The 24,190-nt window shown below is 30.9% G+C and carries 26 protein-coding genes; 6 read left to right on the top strand and 20 right to left on the bottom strand.

Features of this window, described 5'->3' with window-relative positions; genetic code table 11:
- Positions 1 to 147: 147 nt before the first annotated feature.
- Complete coding sequence (locus K8M07_RS04450; RefSeq protein WP_223376690.1) at positions 148 to 1,812, bottom strand: nucleoside kinase; 1,665 nt, start codon at positions 1,810 to 1,812, stop codon at positions 148 to 150.
- 22 nt (positions 1,813 to 1,834) lie between these two features.
- Positions 1,835 to 2,803, bottom strand: a complete 969-nt coding sequence (locus tag K8M07_RS04445) for an RluA family pseudouridine synthase (protein ID WP_263282450.1) — start codon at positions 2,801 to 2,803, stop codon at positions 1,835 to 1,837.
- 92 nt (positions 2,804 to 2,895) lie between these two features.
- Between K8M07_RS04445 and K8M07_RS04440 the strand changes: the two genes are divergently transcribed.
- On the top strand, positions 2,896 to 3,357 hold the full coding sequence (locus tag K8M07_RS04440) for a hypothetical protein (protein WP_223376688.1): 462 nt from the start codon (positions 2,896 to 2,898) through the stop codon (positions 3,355 to 3,357).
- Positions 3,358 to 3,396: 39 nt separating this feature from the next.
- On the opposite strand, the gene K8M07_RS04435 is transcribed toward K8M07_RS04440, so the two are convergent.
- The 7 genes from K8M07_RS04435 to K8M07_RS04405 form a co-directional block, all read right to left on the bottom strand.
- Positions 3,397 to 4,659 carry a dicarboxylate/amino acid:cation symporter gene (locus tag K8M07_RS04435; RefSeq protein ID WP_223376687.1) on the bottom strand — a complete coding sequence of 421 codons (1,263 nt, stop codon included), beginning with the start codon at positions 4,657 to 4,659 and terminating at the stop codon, positions 3,397 to 3,399.
- Positions 4,647 to 5,513 carry a diaminopimelate epimerase gene (gene dapF, locus K8M07_RS04430; protein ID WP_223376686.1) on the bottom strand — a complete coding sequence of 289 codons (867 nt, stop codon included), beginning with the start codon at positions 5,511 to 5,513 and terminating at the stop codon, positions 4,647 to 4,649. Before dapF ends, K8M07_RS04435 begins: the two co-directional genes overlap by 13 nt.
- 218 nt (positions 5,514 to 5,731) lie before the next feature.
- Entirely contained in the window at positions 5,732 to 6,664 is a 933-nt protein-coding gene (locus K8M07_RS04425; RefSeq protein ID WP_223376685.1) for an LD-carboxypeptidase, read from the bottom strand.
- A 20-nt stretch (positions 6,665 to 6,684) separates the two neighbouring features.
- Positions 6,685 to 7,218 (bottom strand): spore maturation protein, encoded by a 534-nt coding sequence (locus K8M07_RS04420; protein ID WP_223376684.1) that lies wholly within the window; start codon positions 7,216 to 7,218, stop codon positions 6,685 to 6,687.
- A gap of 18 nt (positions 7,219 to 7,236) precedes the next feature.
- A complete protein-coding gene (locus K8M07_RS04415; protein WP_223376683.1) occupies positions 7,237 to 7,848 on the bottom strand; it encodes a nucleoside recognition domain-containing protein in 612 nt (203 codons plus the stop codon).
- Positions 7,849 to 8,131: 283 nt separating this feature from the next.
- Positions 8,132 to 9,394 (bottom strand): diaminopimelate decarboxylase, encoded by a 1,263-nt coding sequence (lysA, locus tag K8M07_RS04410; protein ID WP_223376682.1) that lies wholly within the window; start codon positions 9,392 to 9,394, stop codon positions 8,132 to 8,134.
- A gap of 81 nt (positions 9,395 to 9,475) precedes the next feature.
- The gene (locus tag K8M07_RS04405; RefSeq protein WP_317845471.1) at positions 9,476 to 10,024 is read right to left on the bottom strand and encodes a DUF6648 family protein; all 549 of its coding nucleotides are present in this window, start codon (positions 10,022 to 10,024) and stop codon (positions 9,476 to 9,478) included.
- 197 nt (positions 10,025 to 10,221) lie between these two features.
- Between K8M07_RS04405 and K8M07_RS04400 the strand changes: the two genes are divergently transcribed.
- Positions 10,222 to 10,407 (top strand): DUF1540 domain-containing protein, encoded by a 186-nt coding sequence (locus K8M07_RS04400; protein ID WP_223376680.1) that lies wholly within the window; start codon positions 10,222 to 10,224, stop codon positions 10,405 to 10,407.
- Positions 10,408 to 10,439: 32 nt separating this feature from the next.
- Here the strand turns inward: K8M07_RS04400 and K8M07_RS04395 are convergent, their stop codons facing one another.
- The 10 genes from K8M07_RS04395 to K8M07_RS04350 all read right to left on the bottom strand — a co-directional run bounded on the left by K8M07_RS04395 (position 10,440) and on the right by K8M07_RS04350 (position 21,456).
- Positions 10,440 to 10,865 (bottom strand): hypothetical protein, encoded by a 426-nt coding sequence (locus K8M07_RS04395; protein WP_223376679.1) that lies wholly within the window; start codon positions 10,863 to 10,865, stop codon positions 10,440 to 10,442.
- A 78-nt stretch (positions 10,866 to 10,943) separates the two neighbouring features.
- Positions 10,944 to 11,900 carry a TIGR01212 family radical SAM protein gene (locus K8M07_RS04390; protein WP_223376678.1) on the bottom strand — a complete coding sequence of 319 codons (957 nt, stop codon included), beginning with the start codon at positions 11,898 to 11,900 and terminating at the stop codon, positions 10,944 to 10,946.
- Positions 11,901 to 11,950: 50 nt separating this feature from the next.
- The gene (locus K8M07_RS04385) at positions 11,951 to 12,784 is read right to left on the bottom strand and encodes a Cof-type HAD-IIB family hydrolase (protein WP_223376677.1); all 834 of its coding nucleotides are present in this window, start codon (positions 12,782 to 12,784) and stop codon (positions 11,951 to 11,953) included.
- Positions 12,785 to 12,811: 27 nt separating this feature from the next.
- Positions 12,812 to 14,113, bottom strand: a complete 1,302-nt coding sequence (locus K8M07_RS04380) for a M18 family aminopeptidase (protein WP_223376676.1) — start codon at positions 14,111 to 14,113, stop codon at positions 12,812 to 12,814.
- 83 nt (positions 14,114 to 14,196) lie between these two features.
- Positions 14,197 to 14,484 carry a DUF1292 domain-containing protein gene (locus K8M07_RS04375; protein ID WP_223376675.1) on the bottom strand — a complete coding sequence of 96 codons (288 nt, stop codon included), beginning with the start codon at positions 14,482 to 14,484 and terminating at the stop codon, positions 14,197 to 14,199.
- A gap of 71 nt (positions 14,485 to 14,555) precedes the next feature.
- Positions 14,556 to 16,022 (bottom strand): aminoacyl-histidine dipeptidase, encoded by a 1,467-nt coding sequence (locus K8M07_RS04370; protein WP_223376674.1) that lies wholly within the window; start codon positions 16,020 to 16,022, stop codon positions 14,556 to 14,558.
- A complete protein-coding gene (locus K8M07_RS04365; RefSeq protein WP_223376673.1) occupies positions 16,007 to 17,413 on the bottom strand; it encodes a DNA methyltransferase in 1,407 nt (468 codons plus the stop codon). Before K8M07_RS04365 ends, K8M07_RS04370 begins: the two co-directional genes overlap by 16 nt.
- A gap of 124 nt (positions 17,414 to 17,537) precedes the next feature.
- Positions 17,538 to 19,667 (bottom strand): adenosylcobalamin-dependent ribonucleoside-diphosphate reductase, encoded by a 2,130-nt coding sequence (locus K8M07_RS04360; RefSeq protein ID WP_223376672.1) that lies wholly within the window; start codon positions 19,665 to 19,667, stop codon positions 17,538 to 17,540.
- 240 nt (positions 19,668 to 19,907) lie between these two features.
- The gene (locus tag K8M07_RS04355) at positions 19,908 to 20,396 is read right to left on the bottom strand and encodes a GAF domain-containing protein (protein WP_223376671.1); all 489 of its coding nucleotides are present in this window, start codon (positions 20,394 to 20,396) and stop codon (positions 19,908 to 19,910) included.
- 76 nt (positions 20,397 to 20,472) lie between these two features.
- Complete coding sequence (locus tag K8M07_RS04350; protein WP_223376670.1) at positions 20,473 to 21,456, bottom strand: D-cysteine desulfhydrase family protein; 984 nt, start codon at positions 21,454 to 21,456, stop codon at positions 20,473 to 20,475.
- A 144-nt stretch (positions 21,457 to 21,600) separates the two neighbouring features.
- Here K8M07_RS04350 and K8M07_RS04345 point away from each other — a divergent pair, with 144 nt between their 5' ends.
- The 4 genes from K8M07_RS04345 to K8M07_RS04330 all read left to right on the top strand — a co-directional run bounded on the left by K8M07_RS04345 (position 21,601) and on the right by K8M07_RS04330 (position 23,613).
- On the top strand, positions 21,601 to 21,873 hold the full coding sequence (locus tag K8M07_RS04345) for a DUF2007 domain-containing protein (RefSeq protein ID WP_223376669.1): 273 nt from the start codon (positions 21,601 to 21,603) through the stop codon (positions 21,871 to 21,873).
- Between the two features lie 92 nt (positions 21,874 to 21,965).
- The gene (gene sfsA, locus K8M07_RS04340) at positions 21,966 to 22,658 is read left to right on the top strand and encodes a DNA/RNA nuclease SfsA (RefSeq protein WP_223376668.1); all 693 of its coding nucleotides are present in this window, start codon (positions 21,966 to 21,968) and stop codon (positions 22,656 to 22,658) included.
- A gap of 71 nt (positions 22,659 to 22,729) precedes the next feature.
- Positions 22,730 to 23,167, top strand: coding sequence for a DUF188 domain-containing protein (locus K8M07_RS04335; RefSeq protein WP_223376667.1), 438 nt, complete (start codon positions 22,730 to 22,732; stop codon positions 23,165 to 23,167).
- Between the two features lie 50 nt (positions 23,168 to 23,217).
- The gene (locus K8M07_RS04330) at positions 23,218 to 23,613 is read left to right on the top strand and encodes a hypothetical protein (RefSeq protein ID WP_223376666.1); all 396 of its coding nucleotides are present in this window, start codon (positions 23,218 to 23,220) and stop codon (positions 23,611 to 23,613) included.
- On the opposite strand, the gene K8M07_RS04325 is transcribed toward K8M07_RS04330, so the two are convergent.
- On the bottom strand, positions 23,610 to 24,134 hold the full coding sequence (locus tag K8M07_RS04325) for a GNAT family N-acetyltransferase (RefSeq protein WP_223376665.1): 525 nt from the start codon (positions 24,132 to 24,134) through the stop codon (positions 23,610 to 23,612). The genes K8M07_RS04330 and K8M07_RS04325 overlap by 4 nt on opposite strands.
- Positions 24,135 to 24,190 lie beyond the last annotated feature (56 nt).

Raw genomic sequence — 24,190 nt, 5'->3', positions numbered from 1 at the left:
GTTTTTAGTTAATAATTTACATATTTTTGTTATTGAGAATTTCGTAAATCAATTTTATTATAACATCAGTAGTATTTCAATATTCATCGGATAAAATAAAATCCATCACTTATGCTCAGGATTTTTAAAATTATTTTCTTATTAGTATTAATGCACGTTAATATCTGCACCACCAATAAATTCCCTTAAAATTGAATTAGCAGGAATAGTGCTCTCATCTTCTATACTTTGAAAATACTTTAAGAACTTCAGTAATCTTTTGCTTTCGGAATAATAGATACTACTATTGTCGATTTTTTCTAGAAGCGAAACTGCATATTTTTTTAAAACTGCCAATTCATAAACCAATGCAGTATTAAACATTACATCAGCTTCCTCTTGAAATGGAAATATATTTATTCCTTCACCCTCTACTACCCCTTCCCATAATTGAAAGGTTCTAAATACATCATTCCCTCTAAATTTACTATCTCTAACCATTCTCCTTATGAGTCTGGTATCTGTTGTAGATATCCGGTTATGAGCATCTATATTTAGTTGTGTTAACGCTGAAATGTATATTTTAAATTTATTTTTATCAGGAATATGAGCAGTAAGCTTAGGATTCAATCCATGTATACCTTCAACTATGATTGGATGATCTTTATCTACCTTAATCTTTATCCCAGAATTTTCTCTTTTCCCCGTTAAAAAATTAAATTTTGGTAGTTCTATTTCCTTTCCCTCAAGTAATGCCAACAAATCCTTATTTAAACGTTCCAAATCTATCGCTTCTATGCATTCAAAATCATACTCTCCATCTTCATTTATAGGGGTTGTTTCTCTGTCCACAAAATAATCGTCTACAGAAATGGTTATTGGTTTTTTACCATTTACTGTAAGATGAACTGCCAATCTTTGAGCAAATGTAGTTTTCCCTGAAGATGATGGGCCTGCTATTAATATGATATTCACATCTTCATCTTCACATATTAAATCAGCTATTTGTCCTATTTTCTTTTCATGAAAGGCTTCATTGACTCTAATTGTTTCTCCAATAGTTCCACTTAATATTTTTTCATTTAATGAACTTACATATCCTAAATCCAATATATCAGCCCATTCATTAGCCTCATCAAAAACCTTTGCTAACTTCTTCTGTTCCTTAAATTTGGGTATTTTCTTATCACTATCTGTAGTCGGAAACAATATGATAGCACCTGGGTAATAGTATTTAAGGTCAAATAATTTAACATATCCAGTTGAAGATGTCAAGTATCCATGAAATCCATCAACATAGTCTCCTATTCTATAAATTTGGATCAAATTCTTATTTAATGAATTATATAGTCTTATCTTGTCATGGTGTCCATATTTTTCAAATAATGAAATTCCTTCTTCAAATGGCACTTTTTCTCTTAAAATTGGTAGATCCTTTTCTATTATGTCTATCATCTTCGCTTTTATCTTTTCTATATCACTAAAGCTTATGGATTTCCCATTTTCGAATTCAGCATATAATCCATTTCCTAAAAATTGCTCTGTTGTCACTGTATGTTCTGGAAATAACTGTTTACAAGCCATAATAAATACTGCAGCTATTGTTCTTGTATATATTCTATATCCATCTTGCTCTGTAATATCTAAAAATTTTATGTGCATTCCATCCTTTGCTATTTTTCTCAAATGATAGACTTCGTTATTTATCCGAGCCCCTAGATAATTTTTATATTCACTTCCTAAGGCCTTATTCAATATATCTTCTAATGTAGAGCCTTTTTCAACTTGTATTTCCCCAACGCCTTCTACATATACCTTTATCTTATTCGTCATGATACTTTCCTCCACTTCTTTACTATTTAAACAATTCTTCTTCGATCTTTGCGAACTTTTTACTGGGTTTTGCAATAAATTGTTTATCATTTAAATATTCTAGAGGTCCATATAATCCATTAAATACTATTTTATAAGCATGTAAAAATTGACTTCCTAAATTATACTTTTCTTTAAAGTATTTGTTTGCTTTATCGTCACCATACTTTGTATCACCTATTATCGGATGACCAATAGATGCTAAATGTGCCCTGATCTGATGAGTTCTTCCTGTTATTAATTCTATTTCCAATAGAGAATATCCATTAAAATTTTTCAGTACTCTAATGCGTGTGACTATTTTTTTCGAACTGTCCTCTTCTCTATGAGATACCTTTACTTTATTCAATTCCTCGTTCTTAGTTAAAAACCCTTCAATTTTCATGTCTTTTTTTATTATCCCATTAACTATTGTTTTGTAATACTTTCCAATAGCTTCTTCCTTTATTGCATCATTTGTAATCTTTAGTACCTGATAATTTTTAGCTCCTATGATGATGCCACTGGTATTTCTATCTAATCGGTTACATATGGCTGGTTTAAATGTTTTTTCGGCTCTAGGATTATATTCTCCTTTTTTATAAAGATAATGTATTATGCCATCAACTATGTTGTTCCCATATTCCTTATTTGCAGAATGAGATAGTGTGCCTACTGGCTTATTTATCAATATAATATTTTTATCCTCATATATTATCCTTGGAGTAAAATTGCTATTACCTATATTGTTGCTACCTTTAAACTTTTCTATAGTTTTATCTGCTAAATATAGTTGAATAGTATCTCCTTCAACAACCATTGTATTGGGATTTGCCTTTTTATTATTTAGTTTAATCCTTTTTTTTCTTAACATCTTATAAATAAAACTATTAGGTGCTTCTGATAAATATTTTTTCAGAAACCTATCCACTCTTTGTTCACTGTCATTTTTGTTAATAAATACCTGTCTCAAATTTTTCACACCTTTTCTTTGTTGTTATGTTATAATTATATTATAATTGAATTTATAAATGTTATCCAATGGATATAAAAGAGGTGAACTCAATGAAAAGTTTTTTTGAAAAAGCTAAAGACATATTGTATGATGGTATTGATTACATAATGATGATTATAATAATTGTTGTTGTAGCTTTAGTAATAAATTGGAGATTAGATGGATTATTTGCCACAAATGCAGAGGAATTAGCAAATGAGCCCCCCATAAATATGTCAAATATTGATTTTGTTCCTGAAGATTTTGAACATGAAGACAAGCCTGATGATAACAAAGATTCTAATAAAACACAGGATGAAAATATAGATGAAACAATTAAAATAGATATCCCAGCTGATTCATTACCTAGTGACATTGGTAATATTTTAGCTTCTAACGGACTTATTAATAGTAAAAAAGAATTTGTGCAAAAAGCTATGGAACTCAATTTAGATACAAAGTTAAAATCTGGGAAGTTTGAAATTGCTAAAAGCTCTTCTTTAGAAGAAATAATCAATACTCTTACCAAGTAAAGGAAAAAAGCCTTTAAAGGCTTTTTTCCTTTATCTATATTAAGTTTTTTCCACTTCATTTGCAGTAAGTTTTTTAGATAACCAATTCTTTCCTTCCAATATCCTGGTTACCATCATAGAAACAACTGTATCTCCTGTTACATTTATCATTGTCGCAGGCGGATCAACTAAGTACCCAATTGTAGCTATTATTGGAAAAGATTCTAATGGAAATCCATATAAATTTACTATTAACATTTCTCCTATTAGCCCCCCACCAGGAACTCCCGACATAACTACTCCACTTAAAACAGAGATAATAACAGCAGTTACATAAGTTCCTATTCCCTCAAAAGGAACATCAAATATTCCAAACATAAATGAAATTTTTAAAATAGCACTCATACATGATCCATCCATATGTGCAGTGGCTCCAATTGGAATTACAATATCTCTAATATCCTTAGATACCCCTATTCTCTTAGCTATGCTTAAATTTACTGGTAATGTAGCAATACTGCTTTGAGTAGCTAGAGATGTAACTGCAACTGGAAATATGTTTTTAAAATAGACTTCAACTCCTTTTTTACCACCAGCAAAATATGAATAAAAGAAAAATGCTATGAAGAAATATAGTATACATAAAGGATAGTATACAACCATGGCTCTAGCATAAGACCCTAATAATTCTGGTCCAAAAGTTCCTATCAAAGAAGCAAAATAGGCACCTAATCCGATAGGAGCATAGTACATTACTAATGAAACCATTTTTAAAAATACATCAGATAAAACATTTAACAGATTTGCAACTGGTTTTGCTTTTTCCCCTACTAAGCTAACACACAATCCGAAAAATATTGAAAATACAATCAAAGGAAGCATATTTTGTCTAGAAATCAAATCTGGAAAATCACTTACAGTTATAGCTTTAACGATTTGATCTACAGTACTTAATGCTTCTATCTCCTCTGCTGATTCCATAGTCAAATTTACTCCTTCAGCAGGTGGAAATATGTTTACTGTAATTATCATTATTATAGATGCAATAAGCCCTGTAACTATAAATACCGCAAGCATACTACCAATAATCCTGCCAAGTCTCTTCATGTCTACCATACTGGAAACTGCACTGGCAATAGTAACAAATACAAGCGGTACAACTATGGTAAACATTATGTTTAGGAAGATATCTCCTAAAGGCTTCAATACGGAAGCCTTTTCACCTATTATTAGTCCTATAATACTTCCCAATATAATGGATGATAATAGAATAATAGGGAATCTATAATATTCCCAAAAACTCTTCTTATTTACATCCGGCATCTGAACACCTCCAATCCTGTTAAATTATAAAAAAATCCATCACAAATTCTATTTGCTCCACCTTTCATATATATTCGATAATTCTCATCAAGCTCAACTTGCAGTTTTCCTCCTTCAGTCTTAACATCAACAATTTCATCTAATCTATTTGTTATGTTGCCTATAACTACACCTGCACAAGAACCTGTTCCACATCCCAAGGTTCTACCTGCACCTCTTTCCCAAGTATAAATATTTATCCTGTTTTTATCTATAACTTCGATAAAGTTAACATTTGTCTTGTTAGGGAATATGGAATATTCTTCTAAGCTTCTGCCCAACTGATTAATATTTATATCCTCCATATTGTCTACAAATATCACTGTATGGGGAACTCCTACTAGGACTGAAGAAAATACTATTTGCCTCCCATCTATTTCTATAGTTTCCTCCAATACCTTTTCCCTATCTATATGTACAGGAATATCCTTTGAATTAAAAACAGGCCTTCCCATGTTAACCTTTACCAATTCCACATTGTCTTCCTCATCTGTATATAACCAAATAGTTTTAACTCCACCAAGAGTCTCCACTGTAAACATCTTTTCATTTACTATACCTTCTTCATATACATATTTAGAAAAACATCTGATGCCATTACCACACATCTCTCCTCTAGAACCATCAGAATTGTAATATAACATTTGTATATCTGCTTTATCAGATTCAACACATACCAGCATGCCATCAGCACCAACACTAAAGTGTCTATCACAAACCTTTATAGCCAAATTATTGTAGTCTTCAATTTTATATTCAAAATCATTAATGATAACAAAATCATTGCCGGTAGCTTCCATCTTTGTGAATTCCATCTATACCTTCCTCTCCAATGCTTTTGTTTAATAGTTCATAATATCATAATATGCATACTCTTTATCTATTAGTATATCTTTCTTCTCATGTATCTATATATTATTTATTCTATACATTATATAAAAATCCTCTCAAGATTATATATAAATACAAAGTGGATGATAGATTAATAAAAAGCTATCATCCACTATTAAATTATTAAATGTTGGAAATACATTTATGATGTTGGTCTTTCCAATATGATCAATTCTTTGTTATCCGCATCTAATTTGGTTTTTACTCCAAAGGGAATAGTAATCACTGGTTCACAATGTCCTGCCTGTAAATTAAATATAGTTGGTTTCTTTAAAGGTTTTATTATATTATCTATTACTTGTTCTAAAGTGAGAGAATCATCATAATCTGAACTTTCTGGTATACAGTTATTGAAATTGCCTAAAATAATTCCTTCTGCTTCTTGCAGTTTCTTTGATAATCTCAGCTGGGTCAACATTCTATCAATTTTATATGGTTCTTCCCCTACCTCTTCTATAAACAAAATCTTTCCTTTAGTATCTATCTCATAATCAGTACCTATTGTGCTTGTTATCAAGGATAAATTTCCTCCAATAATTGGCCCCTCTGCAATTCCATTATTTATAGTTATAATCTCTTCTGAATGATTCTTTATTGAAGATTTGAATTCGCCTTTTAATATACAATTGTATAAACTTTTCTTTGAAAACTCACTAAATTCTCCAATTATATCCGATGCTGCCATAGGCCCATGGAAGGTTACTAAGTGCGATATCTGATTGAATACAATATGAAGAGCAGTTATATCGCTGTATCCAATAAATACCTTTGGATTATTCTTTATTAATTCGTAGTCTAATAAATCTAAGATTCGTGGAGTTCCATATCCTCCTCTTAAACATATGATTCCATCCACTTTTTTATCTTTAAACATATTGTTCAAATCTTCTGCTCTCAAATTATCTAAACCTGCCAGGTAACCATAATTATGGTAACAACTTTTCCCCATAATTACTTTAAATCCCATTTCAATCAATTTATTATATACTCTTTCAACTTTATCCTTAGTTGTAGGGCTAGCTGGAGCGATTATCCCTATATTATCTCCAAATTTCAAACTCTTTGGTCTAATCATAATTTACTCCTTTACTGATCTTAAAAGAATATTTTTGAAATATAGATAGCAGCTAACAAACCAGCCAAGTCTGCTAATAATCCTGCTGGCAATGCATGCCTTGTCTTCTTAATAGCTACTGAACCAAAATAGACTGCTAATACATAGAAAGTGGTCTCAGTAGAACCCATCATTACAGCTACTGTACGGCCTATCAACGTGTCAGGGCCATGGGTATTTATAATTTCAGTCATTACACCTTGAGCTCCACCTCCAGATAATGGTCTCATGAAGGCCATTGGCAATGTTTCTCCTTCTATTCCTAAAGCATTAGTTACTGGACTTAAAGCGTTAGTAAGCAAATCCATAGCACCTGATGCTCTAAAAACACCTATTGCCACAAGCATTGCTACAAGAAATGGAATTATTCTTACTGCAGTATAAAATCCTTCCTTTGCTCCTTCTGTGAAGGATTCGTATACCTTAACCCTTTTAGCCAATCCAAAACCAACAATCCCTACAAAAACAACAGGTATGGCGTATCTGGATATTGCTTCTATTATACTGATAAACATAGATCCCCCTCCTTACCTCTATTCATTTTTAATCTTCTCATACTCAATTTGATATCTAGGTAATTTTTGCATTATTTTGGTTGCAATCACAGCTACTACTGTCGAAACAGTTGTTGCTATTATAGTTGGTCCGATTATATCTGTGGGATTAGTGGCCCCTGCTGCTGATAATATACCTATTGTTGATGCTGGTATTAAAGTTACTGAAGAAGTGTTAATTGCCAAAAACATTACCATAGCATCTGTTGCAGTATCCTTCTTTTTGTTTATCTTCTGCAATTCCTGCATAGCCTTTAACCCTAGAGGCGTAGCAGCATTTCCCAATCCAAGTATATTTGCAGCCAGATTCATAATTACTGCTCCTATAGCTGGATGATCTGCTGGTACATCAGGAAATAGGCGAGTTGTAATAGGTTTTATTAGATTAGCTAGTTTTTGAACTATCCCTGCATCTTCTGCTATCTTCATTATTCCAAGCCAAAGAGTCATGATTCCTATTAATCCTAATGCTATGCTTACTCCAGTTTCTGCATTTTCAATAGCTGCATCTGTAACTGCATCCAAGTTCCCTGTTGCAGCACCTACGACAAAACCTATTATCAATAGTGCTGCCCAAATAATATTGATCATTATAAAACCCCCTTTATTTAATATTGATTAAGCATAAAACTTTCCTATGTTTCTTTGACAGCTAATCTATCATTATACTATAGTAAACATAACTAACCATTTAGTCTTTTTATTAAACTTACTATTCCTTTAGTAGAAATAATATAACCTTAATTTGCATCAATTTAAAATTAATACAGGATTATAGCCATTAAAAAAAGGAAAACCCCATTAAGGTTTTCCTTTTTATCTATTTATTAAACTATATGGACTCATAGCCTATACAATTTCTCCTCGTAAACTTTTACAATTCATTCCTCATAATATCTTCATACGTTTCTCTTTTAACCATTAATCTATACTCCCCTTGTGATACCATGACCACTGCTGGCTTTGGAAGTCTATTGTAATTGCTGGCCATAGAATAATTATATGCTCCTGTTGAAAAAACCGCTAGCACATCTCCTGATTCTATTTTTGGTACTTTCAAATCTTGAATTAAGATATCTCCAGATTCACAACATTTACCTGCTATGGTCACCGTATTTATCAATTTTTCTCCTACTTTATTAGCTATTATACCTTCATATTTTGCTTCATATAAACTTGGCCTTGGATTATCAGGCATTCCTCCGTCTACTCCAACATAGGTTCTTACACCAGGAATTTCTTTTATAGAACCAATAGTATATAGAGTAATGCCAGCTTCACCTACAATCCATCTCCCTGGTTCTATAATAACCAAAGGTCTTTCAAAGCCACTTTTTTTACATTCATTTTCCAATTCAGACATAATAGCATCTGTAAAATATTTTATAGGCTTCCTACTTTCATCGCCAGAATATTGAATTCCATAACCTCCACCAGTATTTAATTCTTTTGTTATGAATCCTAATTGTTCTTTTAATTGTTTCATCAAATATGCTATTTTCCTAATTGCTAAAATATAACCTCTATTCTCATAAAGTTGGGATCCAATATGAAAATGAAAGCCTAATAATTTAACATGATCTAGATTTATCGCTTTTTTAACTGCTATATTTATAATATCTTCATTTAACGGAATACCAAATTTAGAATCAACTTGTCCAGTTTGTATGTACTTATGGGTATGTGCATCTACTCCAGGAGTTATTCTAAACAATACGCTTGAAATTTTATTATATTTGCTTGCTGTCCTTTCAATTAAATCCAATTCCGTTATATTATCTACAACAATTCTTCCAACATCATTTTTTATCGCCATTTCAATCTCATATAATGATTTATTATTTCCATGAAATACTATCTTATCCATTGGAAAATCAACTTGAATAGCTGTATAAAGTTCTCCTCCAGATACAACATCCATTCCCAAGCCTTCTCTTTTTATAATTCTAGCCATTTCTTTTATTAGAAAAGCTTTACTTGCATATACAGCCATTGTCTTTTCATATTTATCTAAAAAATCTTCTCTAATTTCCCTACATCTATCTACTATGTAATCCTCGGATATTACATATAAAGGTGTACCATATTTCTTAGCCAATTCAACAGTATCACAACCTTCAAATACAAGATTTCCCATTTAATTCACCTACCTCTATTATAAAATAGTAAGCAAAAAGAGAACTAAACCTTAAATATAGCCAGTCCTCTTAAGTTTTCATCAGTATCTTTCATTTATATAATCATCAATGAGAGATCTCTTCTTCCCTTCTATAAATACTCCTTCTTTTTTTAAAATTTCTAATAACCACAAACTCTTTGAATGAAAAATTGCTTCTTTATAATCCAATAATACAATTTCATATAGTTTATCCTTTAAATATTTAGATTCTACTTCTATAAAATAAGCTTCTACATCTTTAAAATCCAGGTATTTTAATAATTGAAATGTAGATTTGTCCTTTTGATGGTAGTACTCATCTCCCATTTCTTTATAATGAGTGTAATATTTGTTATATTTTCCTGATCTTCTTATATCTTTGGCCAACATTGTATAATATTTTGCTAAAACATTGTAATATTGATAATTATACATTCCCTTTTCATAACTATCTATTCTATCAAAAGGCTTCACATTCATATCCTGTACAAAATCAAAATTATACTCTAAAAATTCTTTTTTTGAAATATCTCCATTTGCATATTGAATAATAAGTGATGACCTATTTTCAAAAAAAGTTTCAAATATACCCTTATCTTTATACTGCACCAATTATAACACCCTATCTAAATATAAAATTAAATTATAAATAGATTATACCATAAAAATAAACCTTTTTGTTTTAATTATCCCTTTTATACTTATTTAGTAATTTTACATAGTATACTAATAAATTTTACTAAGTATAAATAGATTAAATTCAAGCAAAATAATTATGAATAAATAATATAGGAAAGGAGATTTTTATGCGTATAGAGAAAACAGATGATCATATTGACGGGGTAAAGTGTGTTGTCAATACTTGCTATTATTATGAATCAGGTGATCGATGTAATGCAGCTAAAATTGAAATACAGCCGAGAAATGCTACTAACACTGAAGAAACTGATTGTGCAACTTTTAGGCCCAAAAATAATAATTTCCGAGCATAAAACAATAAGGCAGGAATTCCTGCCTTATTGTTTTATGCCACTTCTAATTCTATACAATTACCCTTCAATTCATCAGGTACATCATCTATACTTAAATCAGATCCAATATGAAATTCTGTATTAAATTTTTCACTTATTGTTAATAAATACTCATTAAGCTTTTTCAAATCATCAGCTTCTAATGGGAATACTTTATATATTCCATCTACATATACCTTTTCTACATCATAGTCACTTCCTATAATTCCACATAAAAAGCCATAGAAAGATTCAATATTTTTAATGTTGAATTCTATGGCGTTAATAAGTCTTACAGAATAATCTAGACTAAATATATGGTTATCATCTACATCAATAAATATGATGTTTCCATTATCTTTTTTAATTTCTTCGTTAGCCTTATCTACTAACCACTTTGTCTTTCCACTACCTTCAGGACCTAAAACAAATCTAACCATATTTATCATCCCCCTTTATCATTCTTAATATAATATTCTACATTATTTTTCATTTTCCTTTATTTTTTATCAAATTATTTAGAATTTTTGTAATTTCTTTATAGCCTTTCCATTCAAGTATTGGAACTTCTTACCTTGCTTTATTTTCCTGTTTCTCATATCTTCAACTATTTCGTCTCTTATCTTCCACCAACTTTCATTCCAATTAACGAATAGAGTATTTTCCTTTGGAGCTCTACCTATAATTCTTTGCACTATTATATCTTCATCTAGATATTCCAAGAATGTGATTACTCTTTCCTTATATTCATCTTTCGAAATTAGAGAAACTTCTCCTTCTTTGTACATTCTTCCTAATTCAGTTCCATCTACCACATATAAAGCATGCAATTTGACTTCCTCTACATTTAAAGCAGATAGTATCTTGGCGTTTTCAATAACATCTGTCATATCATCCCATGGAAGGTTTAAAATCAGATGCGCACATGTTCTTATACTGTATCGTTTATTTCTAATGACCGCATCAATAAATTCTGCTAACGAATGGCCTCTATTGATCTTCTTTAGTGAATGATAATTTACAGTCTGCAATCCTAATTCTATGGTTATTTCCAAATCATATCTATTCTTTATATCGGAAAGGTATTTAAGATAGTTATCATTTACACAATCTGGTCTTGTAGATATAGATATACCTACTATCCCATCTACTATGGATTCTTCTACATACTTTTTAAAATCATCCAATGGTAAATAGGTATTAGTGAAATTTTGAAAATAGGAAATAAATTTATTAGCTTTATATCTTTCACTTATATATTCTTTATTTCTTTTTACCTGTTCCCTTACAGAAAGGGCATGAGAAAGATTCTCAAAGGAACCCCCCTCTTCACCACAAAATATACATCCACCAGTTCCCACACATCCATCTCTATTGGGACAAGTAAGTGGTAAATTGATTGGAAGCTTATATACCTTTTCGCCAAACCTTTCTTTTAAGTATTTTGAATAAACATTGTATACTGCTATATCCATCTTATCACCTTTTCTGTTGGTGCATTCCTCTGATTTTTAATAATGTATATCTATACTTTTAATATCTTTTTTAATTCAAAAGCCACACCCGCTTCATTATTATCCTTTTCAGTAATAAAGTCTGCTACTCTTTTAACACTTTTACTTGCATTTTTCATAGCTATACCACATCCTGCATTTTTTACCATCTCTGCATCGTTATTATCATCACCTATAGCTATAATTTCAGATTTAAGAATCCCTTTTCTTTTTGCATATTCAGATAGTGTTTGCCACTTAGTCCCCAACGGGTTCATTATCTCAAGCATGGCTTCTGCTATTCTAATATTTTCCATTATGTGCGAGCTATATGTGTTAGGATACCGTTCATTTATGTAAAGATGAAAACTTTCCATATCCTTTTTATCTCCCGCATATACTACTGCTAGTATCTTATCCTCTGTCATTTCTAGATAGTCTTCGACTTCCTTGCATCTTTCCTCAGATTTGGATATATAATTATGATACATTCTATGAGCCTTATCCATTTCCACCAATAAGTCAATGCCATTCTCATAATCATCTACATGAATTATAGGATATAGTCCCAATTTTTTGCTTTCAGCTATCAAGGTTTTAAAGTTCTCTACATTTAGATACTTCGTAATTATCATTCTATCATCTTCGGTATTTCTAACTACATTGCCATTGTTGGCCAAAATAATAATAGGTCTGTTGATTATATTTATAAAATTTTTAGCTTCCCAATATCTTCTACCAGTAGCTATAACTACTTTATACCCTTTATCAATTAATTGTCTCAATACTGTTAAATTTTCTATAGGAATTTTTTTATCATCGTCTAATAATGTGCCATCTAAGTCAATAGCTATTAATTTATACATTAAATATATTCACCTCTGAGAACATGTCTATATTTCATAAAATCTTTTAAAGGATTTATATACATAATAATGATCTAATACGCCACCTAATTCTCGTACAGAATGCATAGCCAATATCGGATTACCTATATCTACTGATGGAATGTCCACCTGAGTTGATGATATAGGCCCAATTGTAGATCCACCTTTTTCATCAGATCTATTGACAAACTTTTGCACTGGCACATCTGCAGACTCACATATTCCCTTATAAATAGATGCTGATATGCTATCGGAGGTATATGCCTGACTTGCTGCTATCTTTATTGCTGGACCACCATTTAGTATTGGTTTATTGGTTAAATCATTTTTTCCTCTATAATTAGGATGTAGAGCATGGGCCATATCTGCTGATATTATAAACGAATTGGATAGTGCCCTATAATAGTCTTCTCTATCTTTACCCATGGATATTGCAATCCTTTCCAATATAGTCTTAAGCATAGGACTAGCTGCTCCTTGCTTTGTTCTACTACCTACTTCCTCATTGTCAAAACATACTAATATATTCGTAGAATTAGCTACTTTACTATCTATAATTCCATGTAGTCCTGCATGAACCATAGCTAAATCATCTAATTTTCCAATGGATATGAATTCTTCATCAATACCTATTAATGAGCCCTTTTCCGTATTATATAAAAACAATTCAAAGTCCATAATGTCTTTCTCAACTACATCAATATTTTCTGCTATCAATTTCAATAAGAAATTTTCCTTTTCCAATTCTTCATTTATAACTGATAACAATGGAAGCGTATCCTCTTGCGGATTTAGTTTTACTCCTTCATTTACCTTCCTGTTCATGTGTATTGCTAAATTGGGAATTGTTGTGATTGGATTCTTTATATCCACTAATAATTGCTTAGGTTTCAATGGATTTTCAGTCTTTATACTTACTCTACCTGCAATAGATAAAGGTCTGTCAAACCAAGTGCTCAATATGGGTCCTCCATAGACTTCTGTATTCAATTTAAGATATTTATCATCTACAGCAATCTCAGGACGTGGTTTTATTTTAAATGTTGGTGCATCTGTATGTGCTCCTACCAACCTAAAGCCATCCTCTTCTATTTCTCCTCTTCCTATCACAAAACCTATTATTGCAGATTCATTCTTTATTATATAATATTTGCCTTCTTTTTTTAAATCCCACTTGTCTTTTAGCTCTAATTTTTCAAATCCACTTTTAACAAGAACATCTTCAGCTTTTTTTACTGCATGGAATGAACTAGGGCTATTATCAATGAAATTAATCAAGTCTTTTGCAAATTTTTTCTCTTTTCTCATCTAATCATCCTTTCAGTATATTCATAAAAAGTACTCCAACTATATAGTTAAGTACATAGTTGAAGTACTCTAAGTATTAATAATTATTCTTCATCATCTTCTTCATCGTATTCTTCATCTTCTTCAAATAATGCATAGAAAGCCTCTGATGCTATCTCAAATTCTTCATCGTCTTCAATGTTTATTAAGTCCATTTCTCCATCTTCTTCTTCGTATCTGTATAGAAATACTTGCTCGTCTTCTATAGGTACTAAAGCAATATATTCATTATCTTCAACTTCAAATGTTCCTAAAACGTGACATTCCATTTCTCCGCCATCTTCAAGAACTAGATTAATATGTTCATGGTCATGGTGATGACTATTATTCATAATTATTCTCCTCTCTCTTTTTATTAGGCTACACTCTATATTATCTTATTTCTAATAAAAGATATTCTTGATTACTTTATTTCCTTTAATACATTTGATAATAGTTCATAAGTTCTTTGAGTGGATGATATGCTAAGCTTTTCTTGTGGAGAATGAACGCCATACATATTTGGCCCAAATGATATCATATCTATACCACCACCAAATTTTTCTGCAAACAATCCGCATTCTAGGCCAGCATGGATAGCTGCTATTTCTAACTCTTTACCAAATTGTTCTTTATAAACTTTTTTAAATATATTTCTTATATCAGATTTCTCCTTTAATTCCCAAGCAGGATAAGCTCCATGACTTTCCCATTTACCATTAACCATATTTGCTATTATCCTAATTTTCATGGATATATTAGCCTTTAAAGATTGGTGAGAACTCCTTATGGCTGATTCTATCGTTACTGCATCATCCTTAGTTTTAACTATACCCATATTGTTTGAACTCTCCACTAATCCTTCCATATCCATACTCATGGACTGCACTCCAGTAGGAATTAGAGTTAGTGCAGCTATTACTCTGTTGAAACTATCATCTGTAAATACTTTTTCTACCTTATTTTTAACTTTTTCTACTGCTAACTCAAAGTCAGGGTCTGCTACCTTTAATTCATTTTGAATCTGTCCTTCCAATTTTTTAACTTCTCTTAAAAATGATTCCTCATCTTCTCTTTGAAGAGCTACTAGAGCTAATCCATTTCTTGGTATAGCATTGGTCTTTGAACCACCTTCTATACTAGCTAATTTAAAATCGCATTCATTCTTAATAAAAGCTAATACTCTAGCTATAATTTTATTAGCATTTCCTCTACCTTTATCGATTTCCATTCCAGAATGTCCACCTTGTAGACCTGATGTTTTTATTGAATACATCATATAGTCTTCTTTATTATCCAAAGATTGCCATTGTATTGGAATAGTAACTAAGTCTCTTTCTCCGCCTGCACAACTAACTAATGCCTTTCCTTCTTCTTCTGAATCAATGTTGATAAGAATTTTACCGTTTATATTTTTTGGATCCAATCCTTTTGCACCATCCATGCCAGATTCTTCATTAGATGTAATTAGAACTTCTAGCGGTGGATGAGAAATATCCTTGGATTCCAATATGGCTAAACACATAGCTACAGCTATACCATTATCTGCTCCAAGTGTAGTTCCTTCTGCACTTAAAAAATCTCCTTCTACTTTCAAGTCAAGAGGATCTTTTGAAAAATCATGTTCATATGAATCTTCCTTTTCACAAACCATATCCATATGCCCTTGTAAGATTACAGTAGGACTATTCTCATATCCAGGAGTACCTGGTTTTCTTATTATTACATTCAATGATTCATCTTGTATGGTTTCAAGTCCTTGTCTTTTACCAAACTCAGCTAAATAATTACTGATTTTTTCTTCATGAAAAGAACAACGGGGTATCTTTGAAATCTCTTCAAAATAATAGAATACCCTCTCTGGCTTTATATTTTCTAATCTTCTTGACACAAAACCACCCTCTCATTATTAATTTGATAAATATTAAAGTTTTCATTTCCAAATATATCTATGTACTTGATATATATTTTTCTACTCTCTTTAAAATCAATATCTTTAATCCTAATATTAGACTTGATAATTGGTTTGCCGTTGTTCCTATAGTTTTGCCAATTAAATACTGGAATATATCCATTATAGTCTGTATCTATACCAATAAAATCTATTAAAGCTAACGGCTTTTTCTGTAATATATATTTTACTTTATCTTTGAATTTGTCTTTAATATTTATTTTACTTATATCTATTTTATATTTATCTAATTCTATATTCAACGCATGAATACCTTTTTTATCATTAACTATTTCTATATTTTTTACGGACAATTTTCCTCCACTCATAGCTTTATCAGGAAACTTATAATTAATAAAAGGTAAAGATCTATTCTTTACAAGCCTTTTATTGATAATAGCTCCAGATAAATCTCCATTATCTGCTAATATCCATCTTCTATTAAGTCTTTCTGCTACTATACCAGTAGTTCCACTTCCGGCAAAGAAATCGGCCACTATGGAATCCTCATCAGAAGAAGTCAGTATAATCCTTTCTAATAATCTTTCAGGTTTTTGAGTGGCATAATCTACCCTTTCTTTAGCAGTTCTTCCAACCATATCAATTTGCCATACATCCTTTAAATTGACTAAAGTATACCATCCCAACTTATCCTCGTATTCCTTAACCCCTTTAAATCTATATGGTTTTAATCCTCTATTGTAGGATTTCTCTAATTGAGGATTAAATATATAATCCTTGCCTCTAGTATAAACTAATATGGTATCATGTTTTCTAGAATAATATCTTTTGCTCACCCCACCAGATTTGTATGACCATATGATTTCATTTAAAAAATTTTCTTCTCCAAATATCTGGTCCATCAATATCTTCACATAGTGAACCGTTCTATAATCTAAATGGATATATATGCTTCCTCTTGCGCTTAATAATTCCCTCATTAGATATAGTCTTATATATAGCATCTGAAGATATGAAAGCAATCCATCTTTCCATACATCACTATAAGCAAATTGTTCCAATGTATATTTATTTTCTCCATCGTTAACAACTATCTTTGCCTTATATTTAGCATTTGTTAAAAAAGGTGGATCTATATATATTAAATCTAATTTGCTCCTATAATCACTTTTTAGTAATTTTTCAATAGCTAATAGGTTATCTCCTTGATAAAATTGATTTAACCAGTCATAATTATATGAACACTCAGGTATTATCTTTTCCTTGTGCGTAAAAGCTTCTACGTAGGACCTTTTTAGTATTCTTTCTGCTTCTACTTGCCCATCATCAATGATTTTAGGTAATTGTTCTATTATAGATAAATTACACATATAGCCACTCCTAATAGTATATTAATGCTATTATAACATAATTCTTTAATTTAGTGGAATTTTAGTTCTCAGTATAAAAGGGGTTGGCATATAAGCCATCCCCTATTAATCATGCATTATTTTATTATACTGAACAAGGACTATATCCACAGTCCTGACATTCTGAACAGCCTCCACTATGAATCATGTTACCTCCACACATTGGACAGCTATCTGGATCTTCTTTTAACTGATCATTTATCAATTCATCTATCTCCTCTTGAAGTTTTTCAATTCTTTCTCTTTTAGTCATCTTGGCTTTATCAGATATCAATATTCCTTCTCTAGCACATCCATCTCTATAAATCGTAATACCCTTTAATCCTTTCTTCCATGCATATATATACAATTGTTCTACTTCTTCAATAGTAAATTCATTAGGTACATTAACCGTTGATGATATACTAGCATCTATATATTGTTGCCATGTTGCCTGTACATTTACTCTATCAACATAATTTAAATTGGATGTAGTTACAAAGAAATCTGGCAAATCCTCTTCTCTTGTAATGTTATTTCTGTCCATATATTGCTTAACTATTGGAGTAAATACCTTGTAATAGGTATCCTCTTGATGTAAGGATTCAGACTTTCTCGTATAGGATATTTGAAATATTGGTTCCAATCCATTGCTACATCCCACTAAAGTGGATATACTTCCTGTAGGTGGTATAGTCAATAGCTGGCTATTTCGAAGTCCGTACTTTTTAATTAATTTTAGTACATCTTCATTAGCATTAGATAATAAAAATGGTGATTTTAACACTGCTTCCCTATTATATTTAGGAAATGGTCCATCTTCTTTTGCAAGTAATGCTGATTGCTTTAAAGCTTCGTTTATTAAAACCTCTCCTATTTGATGTATCAAATCTACGGATTCCTTGCTACCATATCTTATTTCCATCTTAATAAACATATCTGCCACACCCATAAGACCTAATCCGATCTGTCTTAATTCTTTAGCCATCTTCCTTTGCTGTTCCAATGGATGTAATTCCATATTTTCATCTAGCACTTCATTTAAGAATATAACTCCTTCTCGTACCATTTCAGAAAATCTATCAAATTCAAATATTGCATCTTTAGTAAATGGATTTCTTACAAATTCACTTAGATTAATAGATGAAAGATTGCAACTACCAAAAGGCGGTAATGTCTCTTCTGCACAAGGATTCACTCCTGCAAATTCAAATTCTTCATCTTCACTCATTAGATGCCATCTATTTATCTTATCTGTAAATAATACACCTGGCTCTGCCATATTCCAATTGTTTTTAGCTATTTTCCCGTATAAATCTCTAGCTCTAATAATTCTCCTAATTTCTTCTCCTGTAGCTTCAACCTTAAAATACAATTCATATTCCTTATCTTCTACAACGGCTTTCATAAACTCATCTGTGATATTAACAGATATATTTGCATAATTTACTTTATTTAAATCATTTTTTACATCTATAAAATCTTCAATGTCTGGATGATCACAATCCAAATTGAGCATAAGAGCTCCACGTCTACCCTTCATCCCTATTAATCCTGTCACTAAAGAAAATAAATCCATAAATGAAACTGCTCCTGTTGTGGTACTAGCAGCGTTATTAACTTTTGCTCCTTTTGGTCTTAATTTAGACAGTGTAAGCCCTACTCCTCCACCATAGGAATAAGTTCTAGCCATATATTTAGCAGTATCAAATATTGATTCAATATTGTCGTCTACTTTTGGCATTACATAACAATTTGATAATGTAATCTTTCTTCCATGTTTATCTAATCCTCTACCAGCTAAAATTCTTCCTGCTGGCATAAATTTCTTATCCTTTATTGCTTTCTTTATATAATTATTACCACCACTTACTCTAGTTAGGAACTGGTCAAAACTTTCATTTGCAAATCTATACTTTTTCTCATATATATCCCTTTGTAGATCAGTCATTTCCCAACCATGTTTTCTAAGCCTAGCTCTTTCTTCCCTATACAGTATATATTTTTTTGCTACATCAGGTCTTGCTCTCATCAATTCAATTTCTACAAAGTCTTGTATTTTTTCTATATTTATTATATCCACATTATTAAAGGTATCAAATACATTGTCAGCAATCTGCTTTGCCAACTCATTATCTATACCCATTTCTGTTTCAGCCATAGCCTTGCTAACAGCCTTAACAATTTTGTCTCCATCGAAATCAACTATCATACCATTTCTCTTTTCAACTTTCAATATAAAAACCCTCCTATGCTATATGTAGTATATAATATTTTTTCATGTACTATATATACTACATTATCATAGGAGGAATATAAAAATCAATACCCTTTTTATATGAATAAAGTCATATATGTCCTATTTACTTCTAATTTAACTGAATATCTATACGATATACTAAATTGTATTTTTGTACAAAAAAGATTTTGGTAATCAAAAGTCACTCAAACATAGAATATCTCTGTTATAGCCATCTTAAATGTTATCCCACTCTATATATTCATTTAATATATCAACAAATTTGACAAAATATTCCTTTTCAAGCTCAGTAAATCTTCCAACCTCTGGGCTATCCAAATCAAGCACTCCAATCACTCTATCTTCTTTAATAATAGGTATAACCAATTCAGAATTGGAAGCAGAATCACAGGCAATATGTCCAGGGAATTGATGTACATCATGTACTAGTCGGACTTTTTGACTTTCAATTGCTGTACCACACACCCCTTTGCCTATTTCTATTCTATTACAAGCAGGCAATCCTTGGAATGGTCCCAATACCAATTCATCATCTCTCATTATATAAAAACCTACCCAGTTAAGCCTTTCTATACAAGCCATAACAATTGCTGTAGCATTAGATATATTAGCTAAGTCATCTTTTTCTGAACTAAGTTGACTTTTTAAAAGCATATTCATATACTTTAATCTTTCCTCTTGGTTCATGTTTTTTATCGGTTCCAATTTAAATATAATTCTCACCACCTATTCAATATTAAGCACGCTATATATAAGTATACATCATTTTGTACATCACTCATTATTTAAGCAAACTTCTCTGTTCTGTATTCCATCCAAACAATCCTCCCGTATGGATGAATAAAATATTTTCATGTTCATCAAAAGTACCTTTTTTAATCTCTTTTACAAGTCCATACATAGCCTTTCCAGTATATACAGGATCTAGAATTATTCCTTCCAATCTAGCAAGATGATTTATGAATTCAACTTCTTCGGGGCGACTCAGTGCATAACCTCTGCCTGGATATCCATCTATTATATCTATTTCATCTTTTTTTACTTCAATTTCTTTATTTGTATAAAGAGCTATTTCTTTTAACAATTTCAATATCTGATTTTGAAAATGTTCCTTTGTTTCACTAATATTTATACCATATATAATAGCAGTATTATTGTTAACATAATTTCCATAATAAAGTCCTGAATATGTACCACCAGAGCCTACCGTTGAGACTATTGCATCAAATTTTACTTCTAATTCCTTTTCTTGTTTTAAAATCTCTTCCATTGCATTTATATAGCCTAATGAACCTATACCATTAGAAGCTCCTTCTGGAATTATGTATGCATCATGACCTTCATCACCCAAATTTTCCTTTATATCATTCATTATTTCAGTTCTATTATTTCTGTATTCCTCAGCTGTTATAAACTTTATATCCGCTCCTAGGATCTTGTCCAAAAAGAGATTTCCTTCTATTTGTATATCTTCATCCCCTCTTAACACAAGATAGGCACCTATTCCTAACTTAGCAGCTACCGCAGCAGTTGCCCTACAATGATTTGATTGAATACCTCCACAGGTTATTAAATAGTCACAACCCTTTTCTAAAGCTTCTGCTACAGAAAATTCAAGCTTTCTAACCTTATTACCTGAAACTTCTGTACCAGTTTGGTCATCTCTTTTAATGTAGATATTTTTTCCTAATTGATCACTTAATCTATTTAGCTTTTCTATTTTTGTAGGTAGATTTGCAAGATTTAATCTTTTGATATTTTTCATATGAACGCCCCCTTATTAAATACTAACTATCTGGGTCAAGCTTTAATATCAATATATTAATTATATCATAGATATAACTTTGGGTATATTTAATATTAATGATGATTACTATATAATAAATAGTATAGGAGGGAGGTGGAGTATATGTCCATTAAAAAGTCTGATGATCATAAAAAATCCTACAAAGACAAGATCGAATTGATACTTTTAAAAACAACGAATGATAGTCATGAATTAAGTCTGATTAGGAACTTATTGGATCAGAATAATATTCCATATATTCTTAAAGATCGTGGTAGTGGAGGATATATGAGAATTATGTCTGGATTTTCAATTTATGGCACAGATATTTTGGTAGAAAAGTCAACCTTCAAAAAAGCTAAGTCTATTATCGATGAATTACCATGGGATAAATAAAATAACATTCCTCAATTCAAGTAGATTATTGCTATTGAAATTTTAAATGATATAATTATCTTTAATTTTAGAACACGTTTAAAGGAGTTTATATGAGATATAAAAAGACTATTGAAGCAATTTTTTTAGAAAGACCAAATAGATTTATAGCAAAAGTATTAATAAATAATGTAGAAGAAACGGTGCATATAAAGAATACAGGAAGATGTAAGGAATTATTAATACCTGGTGCTAAAGTTATACTTGAGGATTGTTCCTCTAATTCTAACAGAAAGACCAAGTATTCGTTAATAGCTGTGGATAAAGGAGATATGCTAGTTAACATGGACTCTCAAGTTCCTAATGCAGTGGTATTTGAAGCCCTCAATAAGAATAGAATTCATGGATTTGAAAATTTAACAAATATAAGCAGAGAAGTTACCTTTGGTAAATCTCGATTCGATATATATTTTGAATCAGAAAAACAAAAGGGTTTTATTGAAGTTAAAGGTGTCACTCTAGAAAATGATGGTATTGCCATGTTTCCAGATGCCCCTACTGAAAGAGGTACAAAGCACGTATATGAGATGATAAAGGCTGTAAAAGAAAGTTATAGGGGAGCAATATTATTTCTTATACAGATGAAAGGACCAAAATTGTTTCGTCCTAATTGGGATATGGATAGCAAATTTTCGGAAGCCGTTAGATTAGCTAGTGAAAATAATGTAGATATACTTGCTTATGATTCAATAGTAAATCATAACAACATCAGTATAGGCAAACCTATTGAAATAGAACTTATGTAGAAGCCTTAAGAGTAATCCATTATTATAAATTAAAATATGAAATGAAAGATGATTAGGATGGAGGTTTTATGATGATTTTTGTGGACGCAGATGGATGCCCTGTAGTTGATATAGCAATAGAAGTTGCTAAGGAAAATAATATTAAAATAGTAGTGGTTAAAAACTATGCGGTTAAATTGGATGATGATTATGCGGAAATTGTATCTGTAGACATTTCGAGAGATAGTGCTGATTACTATATAGCCAATAGAATAGAAAAAAACGATATATTAGTAACTCAGGACTATGGGCTGGCTGCCATGGGACTTACCAAAGGTGCATATTGTATAAATCAAAATGGATTTTTGATTACTGATGATAATTTAGGTGAGATACTAAATAGAAGACATATTAATGCCAACTTAAGAAGAAAAAAGAAAATATATACCAAATTCAAAAAAAGAAACCCTCAAGCCGATGAGGATTTTGAAAGGAATTTAAAAAATCTTATAGAATGTATTAGATCATAATAATATTCTCATCCTTGCACATAATAATTGATATTGCGAGGTGAAAGAAAGTGAAATTAAAATATTCTATAGGGTTTTTAATAGCATCTGTTGTTCAGGCAGCAATTATTATGTTAACAGAAACTTTTGGAATTTCTTCCTTAGGAGCAAATTTTACTGCCACTCAACTAATAATCCATATACTAGCAGGTCAAATTGCGGGTTATATCCTTTTATATATAGTTAACAAATTGAAGATTATAAATAAAATAAACATTGGTGTTATTGGAGCAATTTGGGGAATAGTAGTATGGACAATAATTCTTTCAATTAACTCAATTCAAGGAACAGTTAACGCACCTTGGGTACAGGGAATTTCAACAGTATTATCCAGTATAATTGCATTTGTTTTATATGGGATTATTTCAAGCTCTACCATAAAGAGATATTCATATTCAAAGCATTAATGTCCTAAATCAACCCAAAATCTTTTTACAACATTGCCATTAGTTTCTACTTCTTCTGATTCGAAAACTCCGCCATTTTTTATTATGGTCTTTTCAGATATTATATTGTCATCATTACAGGTTATGAGAACCCTTCCCATTCCCATATCCTTTGTTATATCAAGTGCTAAGGATAGCATTGTTGAGCCATAACCTTTTCCTCTAAAACTTGGCCTTATACCTCCTCCAATATTGCCATCTATTCTAAATAGATAGTCATTGAGCCTATGCCTTATATTTACTGCACCTATAACTGTGTTATTTTCTATCAACCAATATGTAGAGTGTTCAACATATCCCTCTTTTAATCCTATTCCCTTACTAAATCCCTCTAATTTTTTTATCATTGCAGGAAAATCACTTGTATCCAAATTCAAAGTTGAGGGATTAGGTCTTTCATTGTTATCTTTCCAATCCTTAATCATATCCAAATATTCGTCTTTAAGCTCAATTGTTGGTTTTATTAATTTAACATCTTCCATAGATTCATCCCCTTCAAGTCAATATAAATATTCTTCTGCTTTAAGTATATCATCTT

Source organism: Schnuerera sp. xch1, from assembly GCF_019931165.1.
GTDB lineage: Bacteria > Bacillota > Clostridia > Tissierellales > Tepidimicrobiaceae > JAIOUP01.
Note: the sequence above shows the minus strand (reverse complement) of the source record. Positions and strands in the feature narration are given on the sequence as shown.

Excerpts from the sequence above, each read along its gene's own strand:
- K8M07_RS04450 (WP_223376690.1), bottom strand. The coding sequence starts at position 1,812 with ATGACGAATAAGATAAAGGTATATGTAGAAGGCGTTGGGGAAATACAA.
- K8M07_RS04440 (WP_223376688.1), top strand. The coding sequence starts at position 2,896 with ATGAAAAGTTTTTTTGAAAAAGCTAAAGACATATTGTATGATGGTATT.
- K8M07_RS04435 (WP_223376687.1), bottom strand. The coding sequence starts at position 4,659 with ATGCCGGATGTAAATAAGAAGAGTTTTTGGGAATATTATAGATTCCCT.
- dapF (WP_223376686.1), bottom strand. The coding sequence starts at position 5,513 with ATGGAATTCACAAAGATGGAAGCTACCGGCAATGATTTTGTTATCATT.
- K8M07_RS04425 (WP_223376685.1), bottom strand. The coding sequence starts at position 6,664 with ATGATTAGACCAAAGAGTTTGAAATTTGGAGATAATATAGGGATAATC.
- K8M07_RS04420 (WP_223376684.1), bottom strand. The coding sequence starts at position 7,218 with ATGTTTATCAGTATAATAGAAGCAATATCCAGATACGCCATACCTGTT.
- K8M07_RS04415 (WP_223376683.1), bottom strand. The coding sequence starts at position 7,848 with ATGATCAATATTATTTGGGCAGCACTATTGATAATAGGTTTTGTCGTA.
- lysA (WP_223376682.1), bottom strand. The coding sequence starts at position 9,394 with ATGGGAAATCTTGTATTTGAAGGTTGTGATACTGTTGAATTGGCTAAG.
- K8M07_RS04400 (WP_223376680.1), top strand. The coding sequence starts at position 10,222 with ATGCGTATAGAGAAAACAGATGATCATATTGACGGGGTAAAGTGTGTT.
- K8M07_RS04395 (WP_223376679.1), bottom strand. The coding sequence starts at position 10,865 with ATGGTTAGATTTGTTTTAGGTCCTGAAGGTAGTGGAAAGACAAAGTGG.
- K8M07_RS04390 (WP_223376678.1), bottom strand. The coding sequence starts at position 11,900 with ATGGATATAGCAGTATACAATGTTTATTCAAAATACTTAAAAGAAAGG.
- K8M07_RS04385 (WP_223376677.1), bottom strand. The coding sequence starts at position 12,784 with ATGTATAAATTAATAGCTATTGACTTAGATGGCACATTATTAGACGAT.
- K8M07_RS04380 (WP_223376676.1), bottom strand. The coding sequence starts at position 14,113 with ATGAGAAAAGAGAAAAAATTTGCAAAAGACTTGATTAATTTCATTGAT.
- K8M07_RS04375 (WP_223376675.1), bottom strand. The coding sequence starts at position 14,484 with ATGAATAATAGTCATCACCATGACCATGAACATATTAATCTAGTTCTT.
- K8M07_RS04365 (WP_223376673.1), bottom strand. The coding sequence starts at position 17,413 with ATGTGTAATTTATCTATAATAGAACAATTACCTAAAATCATTGATGAT.
- K8M07_RS04350 (WP_223376670.1), bottom strand. The coding sequence starts at position 21,456 with ATGAAAAATATCAAAAGATTAAATCTTGCAAATCTACCTACAAAAATA.
- K8M07_RS04345 (WP_223376669.1), top strand. The coding sequence starts at position 21,601 with ATGTCCATTAAAAAGTCTGATGATCATAAAAAATCCTACAAAGACAAG.
- sfsA (WP_223376668.1), top strand. The coding sequence starts at position 21,966 with ATGAGATATAAAAAGACTATTGAAGCAATTTTTTTAGAAAGACCAAAT.
- K8M07_RS04335 (WP_223376667.1), top strand. The coding sequence starts at position 22,730 with ATGATTTTTGTGGACGCAGATGGATGCCCTGTAGTTGATATAGCAATA.
- K8M07_RS04325 (WP_223376665.1), bottom strand. The coding sequence starts at position 24,134 with ATGGAAGATGTTAAATTAATAAAACCAACAATTGAGCTTAAAGACGAA.